A 13,242-nucleotide genomic window follows, 5' to 3' on the forward strand; every position below is an offset into this window, starting at 1 on the left:
AGGCCGTTGAGCCAGGTCGCCTTGTTCACACCCTCCCCGCCCCCCCCCCGCCGCGCTGTGGTTCGGTGTTTATTGCGCGGCGCGGGGGGCGCCGGGAGGGTTCGGCCCCCTGGTCCGAACCCTCCAAGGGCCTCGTAAGGCTCGGCACCGCCGTGGGTGTGCTGGGGTCGCGGCCACCTCACGCGCCGCTGAAAACGGCCCGGCCTGCACAGCAAAAACCCCGAGAACACAGCCCTGTTCTCGGGGTTTTCGGGAGACCCTACGGCTCCACGCTCCGGGCGCCGGTCGGCACGCCGGGGTCGTGGGGCCGCTGAGTATCAGCGCAGCGCACGAGCCAGGTTGGCGTCGAGCGCGGCAAGGAATTCCTCGGTGGTGAGGTAGCCCTGGTCGCCGCCGACCAGCAGCGCGAGGTCCTTGGTCATCTGGCCGCCTTCGACGGTCTTGATGACCACATCCTCGAGGGTCTGCGCGAAACCGATCACCTCGGGGGTGTTGTCCAGTTTGCCGCGATGTTCGAGGCCGCGAGTCCAGGCGAAGATCGACGCGATCGGGTTGGTCGAGGTCGGCTTGCCCTGCTGGTGCTGGCGGTAGTGCCGGGTGACGGTGCCGTGCGCGGCCTCGGCCTCACACGTCCGGCCGTCCGGGGTCAGCAGCACGGAGGTCATCAGGCCGAGCGAACCGAAGCCTTGCGCGACGGTATCGGACTGCACATCACCGTCGTAGTTCTTGCAGGCCCAGACGTAGCCGCCCTCCCATTTCATGGAGGAGGCGACCATATCGTCGATCAGCCGGTGCTCGTAGGTGAGGCCGGCCGCCTCGAACTGGGTCTTGAACTCGGCGTCGAACACCTCCTGGAAGGTGTCCTTGAACATGCCGTCGTAGGCCTTGAGGATGGTGTTCTTGGTCGACATGTAGACCGGGTAGTTCTGCTGCAGCCCGTAGTTGAACGAGGCGCGCGCGAAATCCTCGATGGATTTCTTGAAGTTGTACATACCCATGATGACGCCGCCCTCTTCGGGCATCTTCACGACCTCGTGCACGATCGGCTCGCTGCCGTCTTCCGGGGTGAAGGTGAGGGTGACGGTGCCGGCCTGGAAGGCCTTGAAGTCGGTGGCGCGGTACTGGTCGCCGAAGGCGTGGCGGCCGATGATGATCGGCTTGGTCCAGCCGGGGACCAGGCGCGGAACGTTGGAGATGATGATCGGCGCGCGGAAGATGGTGCCGCCGAGGATGTTGCGGATGGTGCCGTTGGGCGACCGCCACATCTTCTTGAGACCGAATTCCTCGACGCGGGCCTCGTCGGGGGTGATCGTCGCGCATTTCACGCCGACGCCGTGTTCCTTGATGGCATTTGCGGCGTCGATGGTGACCTGGTCGTCGGTCTTGTCGCGGTACTCGATGCCGAGGTCGTAGTACTCGAGGTTCACATCGAGGTACGGGTGGATCAGCTTGTCCTTGATGAACTGCCAGATGATCCGGGTCATCTCGTCGCCGTCGAGTTCTACGACGGTACCTTCAACCTTGATCTTGGACATGGATCTTCGTGTCCTCCTAAGACTGGTGCCCTCATTGCACGGCCAGGCGAACACGCTTGTGAGCGGACCCCAGCTGTTCAACAGACAACGTATACATCCCGCGTTGTCCACGGGACGTCTGGTGTAACCAAGACGAGCGTACTGCTTCGGGTTGTCACACGGTGCAGCCAGCCCCGGTCGTGAGATCTCACAGGGTGAATCTCGCCACAAGATTACCTGGTGGCGGCCTATGCGGATTTCGATCCCTCCCGGCGCCCCGCTACCATATTGAGCAGGTCATGAGCGCCAGCGCCAAGCCCCGGCTCGCTGGCCGGCAACCCTCCTGCTGCGGTGGGGTGCTCCGGGTGATGACCGGGCTTCCGAAAGCCGGGAGCAAGCGCATGTCAGGAGGTCGCCGTTATGTGCCGGTGCTGGTCGCCTCGGGCCCGGCACTCGCAGTGTCGCGGCGCGCAACCCCCTATTTTCTGGAGCACGATATGACCGATCACAGATTCCCCGGTGTGACTGCTGTCCGCGTGGGCACCCGGCGCCGCCCGGACGGCCACCGGCGCCCGTCTCCCCGGTCCGCCGGTCTCGCGGCCGCGATTCATACATTCGGGGTATCGCCGCGTGGGGCGGCCTGTCGTGCGGAAGCCATCGCGTGAAGGTGGAGATCGAACGAACCACGGCAGGTCCCGTGGCGCAGCTCCCGCCGGCCGACGGCACTCTCGGCCTGATCGATATCGGCGACCTGGCACTGGAGAACGGCGCCCAGCTGCCCGCGGTGCGACTGGCCGTGCAGCGCTGGGGCGAACTGTCGCCGGCCGGGGACAATGTGGTGCTCATCGAGCACGCGCTCACCGGGGACTCCCATGTGGTGGGTGAACCGGATGCCGAGCATCCGCAACCCGGCTGGTGGAACGGGATGGTCGGGCCGGGCGCGCCGATCGACACCGACGACTGGTGTGTGATCGCCACCAATGTGCTCGGCGGCTGCCAGGGCAGCACCGGCCCCGCGTCACCGGCGCCGGACGGCGCCCCCTGGGGTTCGCGCTTCCCGGAGATCTCCATTCGCGACCAGGTCACCGCAGAGCTGCGGTTGTTCGAGGTGCTGGGTATCGACCGGCTGGCCGCGGCGGTCGGCGGGTCGATGGGCGGTATGCGGGTGCTCGAGTGGATGCTCTGCGCACCCGAACGTATCGCCTCGGCGCTGATCCTCGCGGTCGGCCCGCGCGCCACCGCGGACCAGATCGGCACCCAGAGCACCCAGATCGCGGCCATCACCGGCGACCCCGACTGGCAGGGCGGTGACTATCACGGCACCGGCCGCGCGCCGATGGCCGGTATGGGTATCGCCCGGCGGATCGCGCATCTCACCTACCGCACCGAGGTCGAGCTGGACAGCCGGTTCGCGAACAGCCCGCAGGCCGGCGAGGATCCATGGGACGGCGGCCGTTACGCGGTGCAGAGCTACCTCGAATACCAGGCCGAGAAGCTGTGCAAACGGTTCGATCCGGCCACCTATGTGCTGCTGAGCGAGGCGATGAACCGCCACGATATCGGCCGCGGCCGCGGCGGGATCGCGGCGGCGATGACACGCTGCGAGGTGCCGTGCATCGTCGGCGGTATCGACTCCGACCGGCTCTACCCGCTGCACACCCAGCAGGAACTGGCCGAGGGGCTGGCGGGGTGCCGGCATTTCGAGGTCATCTCCTCGCGCGACGGTCACGACGGCTTTCTCACCGAAGCCGAAGCCATCGGGAAGCTACTGGTGCAGACGATGGATCTGGCCCGCGAACACCGCTGACGCGGCGGTTCAGCTCACCCCGAGGGTGTTGATGGTGGCGGCGAGGAAGACGATCGCGCTGCCCAGCAGGGTCAGCGCGCCCACGTCGAACGGTTTGCTGCGCACCGCCAGCAGCCCGACCCGGACCGTCGGCAGGCACAGCCGGAACCCGGCGGCGATCAGCGTCGCGCCGCCGAAGAAGAACGCCCCGCGCCGCCACCGGTCCTGCGCGACGAAAACCACGGCGACCGCGATCACCGCGACGACCACCACCATCGGCAGGTGGCAGCGCAGGAACACGGCCAGGCGGCTGCCGGTGCCGGGGTCGTCCTCGGTCACAGTCTCGGCGTGGGTCACGGGTGCGATTGTTCCAGATCCGGGCGGTCAGGTCTGCGCGACCGGTGCGTACTCCCCGGCGGTGAGACCGAAGGTCCACGCGACACCCTCGCGCGCGCTGCGGGTGGTGGGCGGGACCCGCAGCCAGTAGGTGCGGTGCGTACCGTCCGGTTCCGGGGTGGAGTTGACCACCTCGACCATCACCACGTCCTCGTCGTCGGGGAGCGCGATCCGCCACAGCACCCCGGTTTCGTCGCGTTGCAGCGGTTCGGCACCGGATTCGGCCAGGTAGCGGTCGTAGCCGTAATACTCGAGCATCACCCGGCGCAGTTCGGCGTTCTCCTCCGCGCGGATCCGCGCGGGTGTCAGCGCGGCCAGCTGATCGAGGAATTCGGCGGGTACCGGCATTCCGCGCCACGCATACAGGCCGAATCCGTCGTCGTAGCCGACCGCCGGTCCGTCACCGCGGTCCAGCCGCCCGGCCTCGTCGCGATACAAGGCGGTGGGCCGTTCACTGATCACCACGAGGTTCGCGTACGGCCACCACCAGCCCGCCTCCCGCGCCACCGCGGCCAGGCCGGCCAAGGGCGTGCCGGGCCCGGTATCGAACGCCGACAACCAGGCCGCGTCGTGCTGGCCCATGACCGCGTCCAGCAGCAGCATCCGAACCCGCGCCTCCTCCTGACGGGCGGCACTCGAGGCGTCCTTCGCCGCGTCGTCCTCGTCACCCGTGGTCTCGGGAACCGGGGCCGCCGCGGCCAGCACTCCGGCGCGGATACGGTCGACGATCGGCTCGGTGAGTTCCCACAAGGTGGCCCCGGTGGCCTGCCAGTGCCGGGCGAATTCCCGAGCACCCAGTTCGGCGTGCAACCGGTCCCGCGCGGCGGCCCACGGCGCGCTGCGTAGCGGTTCGCGCACCGAGCGCCCGGCCTCGGCCGAGAGCCCGGACCGCAGCAGATTCACCGCTTCCAGGGGCGAGCGCACCCAGATGATCCGCTCGGGCGCGGCCAGCCCCGCGGTCTCGTAGGCGAGCCGCACGCCCGCCTCGGCCGCGGCGCGGTCGCCGGGGCCGGTGGTGGCCGACGATGCCCGCCACTGCTCGAAATCTGTCAACGCTGCGCTCGTTCCTGTCTCGCTCACGATTTCCGGCATCGGTCAGTCCGCCACGATCCGCACGGCACCGGGTACGTACTCGCGTTGCCGCACCACCCGGTACCAGCCCTTGGGCAGCCCGATCGCCGCATGTTCCTCGTGCACCAGCCGCCCGCCCTCGGGCAGGTGCAGCACCAGCGCATTCGGTGTGTGCGGATCGTGGAACAGCTTGCCGGGCGACGCGATGGCGTGCGCGTGCCCCGTCACCTCACCGAGTGCGAGCACCATCCGGCCCCGCCGGTCGCGCGGTGCGGGCTGCCACCGCTCGGCGGCCGCGGACCCGTTCTCCGCCGCGATCGGAACTATCAGGACATCCCCTTGGCGATACATACTTTTCCTCCCGTACAGCCCGTTCGAGCCGTTGTCACGAGAAGGTAGCCGCGGGCACCGACAATGTTCCGCGCGTGGGATTCTCGGCGCGGACGCCCGCGGGTCCGTCGATCGGCGGTCGTCCTGCGGGTGTCGGCCGGGGTTGGTAGAACCATCCCGGGACATCGGTCCCACCGGCCCCGGGGAGAGGAAACACAGGATGCCCGAGTATCTCGAGCGGTTGACAGAGTTCGGCGGGCTGCCCGTCTTCGATTTTCCGGACTCGCCGGACGATCCGGTTCTCGCCGGCACGATTCCGGCAGACGCCGAATCGGTGGCCTGGCGGGTCGCCGGCCCCGGTTTCGAAGTGGAAGTGCCCTGGCCCGAACATTTCGCGCGGTTCTGCGAGCATGTGGACACCACCCGCGTACGGGCCTTCGTGGCCGGTTCCTGGGGCGATCTCGCCGACGGCGAACACGACACCTCGGACCTGGTGATCGAGGCGATGGTCGCCGCGCGCGACCGGTTCCCGGCGCTGCGCGCGATATTCCTCGGCGATATCGAGCCGGAGGAAGCCGAGATCTCCTGGATCCGGCAGGGCCCGGTGAGCGCACTGCTCGCGGCCTTCCCCGACCTGACCGAATTCGTGGTCCGCGGGTCCGACGAACTGAGCTTCGCGCCCATCCGGCACGAACGGCTGGAGAAACTCACCATGCAGGCCGGTGGTCTTCCCGGTGCGGTCGTGCGCGATATCGCGGCCTGCGATTTCCCCGCGCTCACCCATCTCGACCTCTGGCTCGGCACCCCCCACTATCTCGGCGACGCCACAATCGCGGACCTGGCGCCGATCCTCACCGGCGACCGGCTCCCCGGCCTGAAATATCTGGCCCTGCGCAACAGCGATATCCAGGACGATATCTGCGCGGCCCTGGCCACCGCGCCCGTGGTGGCCAGGCTGGACACCCTGGACGTTTCGATGGGTGTGCTCACCGATACCGGTGCGGCGGCACTGCTCGCCGGGCAGCCGCTGACCCACCTGAAAACCCTGGATATGCACCACAACTACCTGAGCCCCGAGCTGTGCGCGCGGCTGCGCGAAACCCTCGAGCCCGCGGTCTCGCTCGATCTGGACCCCGACGACGCGGAGTCCTACACCTACGACGGTGAGGTCCACCGCTACATCTCGGTGAGCGAATGACCGTCGCGCGACCGGCGGACGGCTACCGCTGGGTGGTGGTCGGCAACGGGACGAATCGGCGGATCCGGTCGTTCCGGGCGGCGGCCACCGCGGCCACCGGGACCTTGCCGCGGGTGGTCGAATGGCTCGACGTACTCCGCGCCGGTGGGCATACCTTCGACGACGACGAACTGGTGCGGCTCGATTCGCCCGGGGAGGACCCGGAGGTGGACCGGCTGCTGCGCGGGGTCACCGATCCCACCCGGGTGGAGGGGACGGCCCGCTGGTACGACGGATTCCGGGACGCGGTGGCCGCGCTGCACGGCGGCCACCGGCTCGACGATCCGGGCGACCTCGCGGTCCTGTTCGACAAACGGCGGTGCCATGCCCGGCTGGCCGCGGCGGGGGTCGCGGTGCCGCACTCACCCACTTCCGGTGACACGCGGCCGAGCACCGGCTGGCCCGAAGTACGCGAGCACCTGCGGGAGCTGCGCCGCGCGTTCGTGAAGATCGCGCACGGTTCCTCGGCGTCCGGTGTGCTCGCGATCGAGGCTCATCCCCGGGGTCCGATCCGGGCCACCACCTCGGTCGAGCTGACCCCGGCCGGTGCGCTGCACAACTCGCTGCGGGTGCGGCGCTACCACGGCGAATCGGAGATCGCCGCGATCGTCGAACGCCTCGCACCGGACGGGCTGCACATCGAACAGTGGATTCCGAAATCGACGCTGCACGGTCGCGCGGCGGACCTGCGGATAGTGGTGGTCGCCGGCCGGGCGACCCATGTGGTGATCCGCTGCGCCGCGGTCCCGATCACCAACCTGCATCTCGGTGGTTCCCGCGGCGATCCGGCGGCGGCGCGGGCCGCGGCGGGCGCGCACTGGGACGAGGCTCTGGAACTCGCGGAGCGGGCGGCGGCGTGTTTTCCCGCGACGTTGTGCGCCGGGGTGGATCTGCTGCCCACCCACGGCTGGCGCCGCTTCGTCGTCGGTGAGGTGAACGCCTTCGGCGATCTGCTGCCGGGGGTCACCGGCCTGCCCGGAACCTTCGCCGCCGGTCTGGACACCTACGCGGCCCAGGTCGCCGCCGCGCCGCGCTGGTACCGTGCCCTGCGCACCGCATCGGCACCGGAGGACACAGTTGTACCGGCCTGATATGAACGAGGTGATCGGCCGGGACGATCTGCTCCTGCTCACCCTCGACACCTTGCGCTACGACGTCGCCGCCGAGGAGTCGGCCGCGGGCCGGCTACCGAACCTGACGGCGCTGCTCCCGGACGGCAGCTGGGAAGAGCGCCACGCTCCGGGCAATTTCACCTACGCCTCGCACCAGGCGATCTTCGCCGGGTTCCTCCCGACCCCGGCGGCACCCGGTCCGCACCCCCGCTTGTTCGCCGCCCGGTTCGCCGGCAGCGAGACGACCGCCCCGGGCACCTACGTGTACGACCGGCCCGATCTGCCGGCCGCGCTCGCCGACCGCGGTTACCGCACGGTCTGTATCGGCGGGGTCGGGTTCTTCAACAAGCAGGGTGCGCTGGGCAGCGCCCTGCCCGGATTGTTCGGCGAGAGTTACTGGGAGCCGGTGTTCTCGGTCGCCTCTCCCACCTCGTTCGAGGCGCAGGTGGCCCGTGCCGAGCAGGTTGTCGCGACCACCCCGGCCGGGCAGCGGCTGTTCCTGTTCCTGAACGTCTCGGCCCTGCACCAACCCAATTGGTTCCATTTGCCGGGCGCGACAAGGGAATCCGGCGACACCCGTGATTCCCATGCCGCGGCACTCCGTTACGTAGACCGCCATATCCCGCGCCTGTTCGACGCATTGCGTTCCCGGGGCCGCTGTTTCGCCATCGTCTGCTCCGATCACGGCACCGCCTACGGGGAGGACGGGTACACCGGGCACCGGCTCGGCCACGACGTGGTGTGGACGGTGCCGTACGCCCACTTCTTCCTGGACCCGGACGCCCCGGAACCGGCGGTTTCCCCGCCCGCGGAAATCCGCCCGCACGCGGGTGATCCGGCGCATCCGCTACCCGGCACAGGCCGGGCCGACACCGAGGACACCGTATGACCCGCGCCCGGATCCGGCTGCCCCGGCCGTATCAGAGTTACGTCTACGCCTATCCCCACAAGACCGCGTACCGCCCGCTGGCCCCGCGACAACCACTGCGCGAGGTGTGGGCCGCCGAACCGCGCGATGCACTGTCGCTGTACCTGCATATCCCGTTCTGCGAAATACGCTGCGGCTTCTGCAATCTGTTCACCCGCGTCGGCGCCCCCGGCGACCTCACCACCCGCTATCTGGACGCGCTCACCCGCCAGGCCGAAACAGTGCGTGACAGTCTGGGCGACCCCCTCCGTTTCGCCACCGCGGCGTTCGGCGGCGGCACCCCCACGTACCTGGACGCGGGCGAACTGACCAGGTTGTGCGATATCGCCGAGCACACCATGGGCGCGGATCTGCGCGGAATCGGTTTCTCCGTCGAAACCTCACCCGCCACCGCGACCGCCGACCGGCTGGCCGTGCTCGCGGCCCGTGGCGCGACCCGGATCAGCCTCGGCGTGCAGAGTTTCGACGAATCCGAGGCGCGGGCGGCGGTGCGGCCACAGCGCCGGGCGGAGGTCGAATCGGCGCTCGCCCGGATCCGGGACACCGGGGTCGCGAACCTCAATATCGACCTGATCTACGGGATCGACGGCCAGACCGCGCACAGCTGGTACGCATCGCTGAATGCGGCGCTGACCTGGCGGCCGGAGGAAATCTACCTCTACCCGCTCTATGTGCGTCCGCTGACGGGGCTCGCCCGGCGCCGGGACGAGGCGGCCGACCTGGAATGGGACGACGAGCGGCTGCGGTTGTACCGGCAGGGTCGTGATCATCTGCTCGCCAACGGTTACCAGCAGCGGTCCATGCGTATGTTCCGCCGCGCCGACGCCCCGGTCACCGGCCCCGACGACTATTCCTGCCAAACCGACGGCATGATCGGCCTCGGCTGCGGCGCCCGGTCCTACACCCGCGGCCTGCATTACTCCTTCGATTACGCGGTGGGTGTGCCCGAAATCCGCTCGATCATCGACAGCTACACCGCCACTACCGATTTCGGCCATGCGATACACGGCCGGGTGATCGACGAGGAGGAGGCCCGCCGCCGCTTCCTGCTCCAATCGATCCTGCAGGCGGACGGGTTGGTGGTCGCCGATTACCGGGCCCGCTTCGGCACCGGCCCGCAGCAGGATTTCCCGGCCGAACTGGACCGGCTCGCCGACCGCGGCTGGCTCGCCGATACCACCGGTGACCTGCTGCGACTCTCCCCCGACGGACTGGCCTATTCGGACGCCATCGGCCCCGAATTCTTCTCCGCCGCGGTCCGGGCCGCCATGGCCGGATACGAACTCCGGTAACCGGCCGTGGATCTCACCCTGCTGTACCGCGGCCCGCTGGCCTCCTGCGATTACGACTGCCCGTACTGTCCGTTCGCCAAACGACGCGACAGTCCCGCACAGTTACGTGCCGACCGCGCGGCGCTCGAACGTTTCACCGGCTGGGTCCGCGCGCAACAGGGCGACCGGGTCTCGGTGTTGTTCACGCCCTGGGGCGAGGGTCTGGTCCGTTCCTGGTACCGCCGGGCGCTGGTCGAACTCTCCCACGAATCCCACGTGCGCCGCGTCGCAATCCAGACCAATCTGAGCTGCCGGACCGAGTGGCTGCGCGACGCCGACCGCGACACGGTCGCACTGTGGTGCACCTACCATCCCGGACAAACCCCCTACCAGCGGTTTCTCGACAAAACCGGGCAACTGGCCGCAGCGGGTATCCGTTTCAGCGTCGGCGTGGTCGGCCTGCCCGAACATCTGCCGCACGCGCGCCGGCTGCGCGCCGACCTACCGGACCACATCTACCTCTGGATCAACGCCGCCGAGAACCACACCTACACCGACGCCGAAGCCGCCGGCTGGACCGCCCTGGACCCGCTGTTCCCGTTCAGCCGCCACCCGCACCGCTCGCTGGGGCAGCCCTGCCGGACCGGTGCTTCGGTGCTCTCGGTCGACGGCGACGGCACCGTCCACCGCTGCCATTTCGTGAAGGAACCCTTGGGTAACCTCTACGACGGCTCCTACCGCACCGCGCTGCGCCCCCGCCCCTGCTCGCGGGCGGTCTGCGACTGTCATATCGGCTACGTCCATCTGGAGACCCTCCCGTTGTACGACGTTTTCGCCGGTGGGGTCCTCGAACGAATTCCTACGGCGGAGGCACACGGCAGCGTCGTGGACCTTCCCGCTCCGGTTCTCCGCGTACCGGTCGCCGGCTCCGTACCCATCACTCAACCGGGATAACGGCGCGATCCCACCCGACGGGATATCGAGCGGGGCCGCCACCTCCTGCCCTACAGGTCCGGTTCAACGGCCACCGCCCGGTGCTCCGGCCGCGGCCTCTTCGGCTGCCGGGGCATCGCCGTCGTACCTGGTGGGGCGCTGCGCAGCATTGCCGGGCTCGCTCCGCCGCGGACATCACCACCTGGTTGACTGGTCGGCTGTGTTCCGACTGATGTTCCATGAACCGCGTATACCGGGCAATACAGGAAATGCGATCCGGCTCGCCGCCGGAACCGGTAGTGAGCTGCATCTGATCGAACCGCTCGGATTCGATATGTCGGAGGCGAAGCTGCGCCGCGCCGGGCTGGACTACCACGACCTGGCCTCGGTCACGGTGCACCCCGACCTGCCGGCCGCTTGGGACCGGCTCCGGCCCGAACGGGTCTACGCGTTCACCACCAGGGCGACCACCACCTACACCGCGATCAGCTACCGCCCGGGTGATGTGCTGCTGTTCGGCGCGGAGCCGTCAGGGTTACCTGCCGGGGTTCTCGCCGACGAGCACATAACCGATGAAGTCCGCATTCCGATGCTGCCGGGCAGACGCTCGATGAATCTGGCCAATGCGGCGGCGGTGGCGGTGTACGAAGCATGGCGCCAGCAGGGTTTTCCCGACGCGGTGTGACCACCCGGGTTGTTCTACGCTGGCTCGGTGCCGCTTGTGGAAGTCACCTATGCCCCGGATATTGCCGAGCCAGTGCTGCGCGAACTGGCTTCGGTGCTGCCGCATCTGGTGTCCGAAGCGGTGCAGTGTCCAGAGGAACCGTACGACGGGGATTTGCAGCCGGGCGATGTGGAGATCCGCTTCCGGAAGCTGGGTCCGCTGGACCGGAGTGGTCTGGGAGTGGTGATCGAGGTGAAATCCAAATGGTTCGAGAGCCGGGCCGCCGACCGCCAGAATCGAGTGGACGGACTGTATGCGGAGATTCGGGCGGCGACCGGTCTGCGTGACTTCGGCGTCTATCTGTCGCTTCCGGTGGCGGCGTGGTCACAGGGCGACTGAAGAACGCCGGCCCATTTTCTGCCTCAGCCGATCTCGAAGCGTTTACGCCGGGTGGTCGCGCCACCGGTAAGGCGCACCGCGCTCTTCGGTACACCGAAATGCGCGGCCAGCAGTTCCGCCGCGGCCTTGTTGGCCTTCCCTTCGGTCGCCGGTGCCCGCACCCACAGCTGTAGCGTGCCGTCGGGGAGTTCCTCGACCAGCGGACCCTTGCGGCTGTTCGGTTTGATCACGGCCCGGACGGTCGACGACATGGCCGGGGTTATTCGCCGTCCGGCCGGTCGACCGCCTCGTCGCCGGGCCGGTCCGAACCGGTGGCGGACCGGGTGCCGCGGGCTACGCGGCGCCTGCGGAGCAATCGGACGATCGCCGCTACGGCAGCACCGATCACCGCGAGGAAACCGAGCCACGGCAATGCCTGGCCCACGAAGACCATGGCATCCTTCAACCAGTCGACCAGCGAGTGCCAGCCGTCGACCACACCGTCCCAGAAATTCGACGGCCCGGTATCGCGCCTACCGTCGGCGGTGGTGGAGATATCGATGGTCAGGGTGGACAGGGAGATCTGGTCGTCGAGGTAGCGCCGCTGCCCGGTGAGGCTGTCGAGTTCGGCCTGCCGATCGGCGAGTGCTCCCTCGGCGGCGATGAGATCGGCGGTGTTGGCGGCGCGGGCCATGAGGTCGCGTAGCCGGGTGACGGAGGCTTGCAGCGCGGTGATCCGGGCGTCGAGATCCTGCCACTGCATCGTGACGTCGTCGCGGTTCGTGCTGACCTCGGTGACCTCGCCGATTTCGCGCAAACCTTCCAGGAAGGCATCGGTTTCGGCGGCCGGAATACGGACGACCAGGTTGGCGTGCGGGTAGGTGTCGTCGGTCCCGGGGTTCTCGGTGCGCTGATCGATTCGCCCGTTCAACCGGGTTACCCGGTCGGTGAGGGTAAGCGCTGCGGCGATCGGGTCGGCGGCGGTGAGATCCACCCGCCCGGTGACGACCTCTTTACGCGCGGTGACCTGCTGCCCGTTGTCCGGCGCCGGCGCCTGTTCCCGGTTCGGTGCCTGCTGGATCCGGATACCGGGGCTCGTGGCCGGTGCCGCGTCCTCGGCCGACGACGGACGGCCCGAGGTGGTTTCGGAATCGCTACCGCACCCGGCCAGCAACACCGCACCACACAGGACCACGACCAACACCCCGAGCTTCCGCATGCTGGCAGCGTAATGTGCTCCCCCTCGATCAGGTACCCGAACGCTGACACCACGCTCCGTACTGCACCACCGGACACACGCGAGCCGTAACGCACGAATCCAACGCGCCACGACGGCGGCGCCTTCAGCGAGGCCCCCAGCTCCTCAGCAGGGCACCCAGCTGGTTGCGAACCTTGGAAACCGAACGCCACCCCGACGGCGCCGAGCCCAACGAGGCACTCGGAGCGCCCACCGCACCGAAACAACGCCACCACGGCGGTGCCGAGTCCAGCGAGGCCCTTGGAGGGTTCGGCCCCGGGCCCGGGGGGGGGGGCCCCCCGGCGGGCAGGGGGGGGCCCCCCGGGGGGGGGGGGGGGCGGCGGGGCGGCGGGCGGGGGCCCCCCCGCCCCCCCCCCGGGCGGCG

At 69.0% G+C, this 13,242-nt stretch carries 14 protein-coding genes and 1 riboswitch; of the genes, 8 read left to right on the forward strand and 6 right to left on the reverse strand.

Annotation, left to right across the window (positions count from 1 at the left end):
- Positions 1-317: 317 nt before the first annotated feature.
- A complete protein-coding gene (locus tag QH276_RS07375; RefSeq protein WP_280400577.1) occupies positions 318-1,535 on the reverse strand; it encodes an NADP-dependent isocitrate dehydrogenase in 1,218 nt (405 codons plus the stop codon).
- 274 nt (positions 1,536-1,809) lie between these two features.
- Positions 1,810-1,920: riboswitch (SAM riboswitch) on the forward strand.
- Between the two features lie 255 nt (positions 1,921-2,175).
- Between QH276_RS07375 and metX the strand changes: the two genes are divergently transcribed.
- The gene (metX, locus tag QH276_RS07380) at positions 2,176-3,321 is read left to right on the forward strand and encodes a homoserine O-acetyltransferase MetX (RefSeq protein WP_280400576.1); all 1,146 of its coding nucleotides are present in this window, start codon (positions 2,176-2,178) and stop codon (positions 3,319-3,321) included.
- Positions 3,322-3,330: 9 nt separating this feature from the next.
- Here metX and QH276_RS07385 read toward each other — a convergent pair whose 3' ends face one another.
- The 3 genes from QH276_RS07385 to QH276_RS07395 form a co-directional block, all read right to left on the reverse strand.
- Positions 3,331-3,576, reverse strand: a complete 246-nt coding sequence (locus tag QH276_RS07385) for a DUF3017 domain-containing protein (protein ID WP_280400578.1) — start codon at positions 3,574-3,576, stop codon at positions 3,331-3,333.
- A 108-nt stretch (positions 3,577-3,684) separates the two neighbouring features.
- The gene (locus tag QH276_RS07390) at positions 3,685-4,776 is read right to left on the reverse strand and encodes a DUF6745 domain-containing protein (protein WP_280406673.1); all 1,092 of its coding nucleotides are present in this window, start codon (positions 4,774-4,776) and stop codon (positions 3,685-3,687) included.
- Positions 4,777-4,791: 15 nt separating this feature from the next.
- Positions 4,792-5,118, reverse strand: a complete 327-nt coding sequence (locus tag QH276_RS07395; RefSeq protein WP_280400574.1) for a hypothetical protein — start codon at positions 5,116-5,118, stop codon at positions 4,792-4,794.
- Between the two features lie 199 nt (positions 5,119-5,317).
- Here QH276_RS07395 and QH276_RS07400 point away from each other — a divergent pair, with 199 nt between their 5' ends.
- The 7 genes from QH276_RS07400 (at position 5,318) to QH276_RS07430 (ending at position 11,641) form a co-directional block, all read left to right on the forward strand.
- Positions 5,318-6,295 carry an STM4015 family protein gene (locus tag QH276_RS07400; RefSeq protein ID WP_280400573.1) on the forward strand — a complete coding sequence of 326 codons (978 nt, stop codon included), beginning with the start codon at positions 5,318-5,320 and terminating at the stop codon, positions 6,293-6,295.
- A complete protein-coding gene (locus QH276_RS07405; RefSeq protein ID WP_280400572.1) occupies positions 6,292-7,425 on the forward strand; it encodes an STM4014 family protein in 1,134 nt (377 codons plus the stop codon). Before QH276_RS07400 ends, QH276_RS07405 begins: the two co-directional genes overlap by 4 nt.
- 1 nt (position 7,426) lies before the next feature.
- Positions 7,427-8,335, forward strand: a complete 909-nt coding sequence (locus tag QH276_RS07410; protein ID WP_280400571.1) for an STM4013/SEN3800 family hydrolase — start codon at positions 7,427-7,429, stop codon at positions 8,333-8,335.
- Positions 8,332-9,666, forward strand: a complete 1,335-nt coding sequence (locus QH276_RS07415) for an STM4012 family radical SAM protein (protein WP_280400570.1) — start codon at positions 8,332-8,334, stop codon at positions 9,664-9,666. The genes QH276_RS07410 and QH276_RS07415 overlap by 4 nt, the downstream gene beginning before the upstream one ends.
- 6 nt (positions 9,667-9,672) lie before the next feature.
- The gene (locus tag QH276_RS07420) at positions 9,673-10,599 is read left to right on the forward strand and encodes an STM4011 family radical SAM protein (RefSeq protein ID WP_280400569.1); all 927 of its coding nucleotides are present in this window, start codon (positions 9,673-9,675) and stop codon (positions 10,597-10,599) included.
- Between the two features lie 199 nt (positions 10,600-10,798).
- Positions 10,799-11,263 (forward strand): tRNA (cytidine(34)-2'-O)-methyltransferase, encoded by a 465-nt coding sequence (locus QH276_RS07425; RefSeq protein WP_280400568.1) that lies wholly within the window; start codon positions 10,799-10,801, stop codon positions 11,261-11,263.
- Between the two features lie 27 nt (positions 11,264-11,290).
- A complete protein-coding gene (locus QH276_RS07430) occupies positions 11,291-11,641 on the forward strand; it encodes a hypothetical protein (protein WP_280400567.1) in 351 nt (116 codons plus the stop codon).
- Between the two features lie 23 nt (positions 11,642-11,664).
- Here QH276_RS07430 and QH276_RS07435 read toward each other — a convergent pair whose 3' ends face one another.
- Both QH276_RS07435 and QH276_RS07440 read right to left on the reverse strand, forming a co-directional pair.
- Positions 11,665-11,892, reverse strand: coding sequence for a DUF167 domain-containing protein (locus QH276_RS07435; protein WP_280400566.1), 228 nt, complete (start codon positions 11,890-11,892; stop codon positions 11,665-11,667).
- 8 nt (positions 11,893-11,900) lie between these two features.
- Positions 11,901-12,839, reverse strand: coding sequence for a DUF4349 domain-containing protein (locus QH276_RS07440; protein WP_280400565.1), 939 nt, complete (start codon positions 12,837-12,839; stop codon positions 11,901-11,903).
- Positions 12,840-13,242 lie beyond the last annotated feature (403 nt).

Origin of the sequence: Nocardia carnea, from assembly GCF_029869215.1 — a bacterium.
In the GTDB taxonomy this organism is placed as follows: domain Bacteria; phylum Actinomycetota; class Actinomycetes; order Mycobacteriales; family Mycobacteriaceae; genus Nocardia; species Nocardia carnea_B.

Excerpts from the sequence above, each read along its gene's own strand:
- QH276_RS07395 (WP_280400574.1), bottom strand. The coding sequence starts at position 5,118 with ATGTATCGCCAAGGGGATGTCCTGATAGTTCCGATCGCGGCGGAGAAC.
- QH276_RS07375 (WP_280400577.1), bottom strand. The coding sequence starts at position 1,535 with ATGTCCAAGATCAAGGTTGAAGGTACCGTCGTAGAACTCGACGGCGAC.
- QH276_RS07435 (WP_280400566.1), bottom strand. The coding sequence starts at position 11,892 with ATGTCGTCGACCGTCCGGGCCGTGATCAAACCGAACAGCCGCAAGGGT.
- QH276_RS07410 (WP_280400571.1), top strand. The coding sequence starts at position 7,427 with ATGAACGAGGTGATCGGCCGGGACGATCTGCTCCTGCTCACCCTCGAC.
- QH276_RS07405 (WP_280400572.1), top strand. The coding sequence starts at position 6,292 with ATGACCGTCGCGCGACCGGCGGACGGCTACCGCTGGGTGGTGGTCGGC.
- QH276_RS07415 (WP_280400570.1), top strand. The coding sequence starts at position 8,332 with ATGACCCGCGCCCGGATCCGGCTGCCCCGGCCGTATCAGAGTTACGTC.
- QH276_RS07440 (WP_280400565.1), bottom strand. The coding sequence starts at position 12,839 with ATGCGGAAGCTCGGGGTGTTGGTCGTGGTCCTGTGTGGTGCGGTGTTG.
- QH276_RS07385 (WP_280400578.1), bottom strand. The coding sequence starts at position 3,576 with ATGGTGGTGGTCGTCGCGGTGATCGCGGTCGCCGTGGTTTTCGTCGCG.
- QH276_RS07400 (WP_280400573.1), top strand. The coding sequence starts at position 5,318 with ATGCCCGAGTATCTCGAGCGGTTGACAGAGTTCGGCGGGCTGCCCGTC.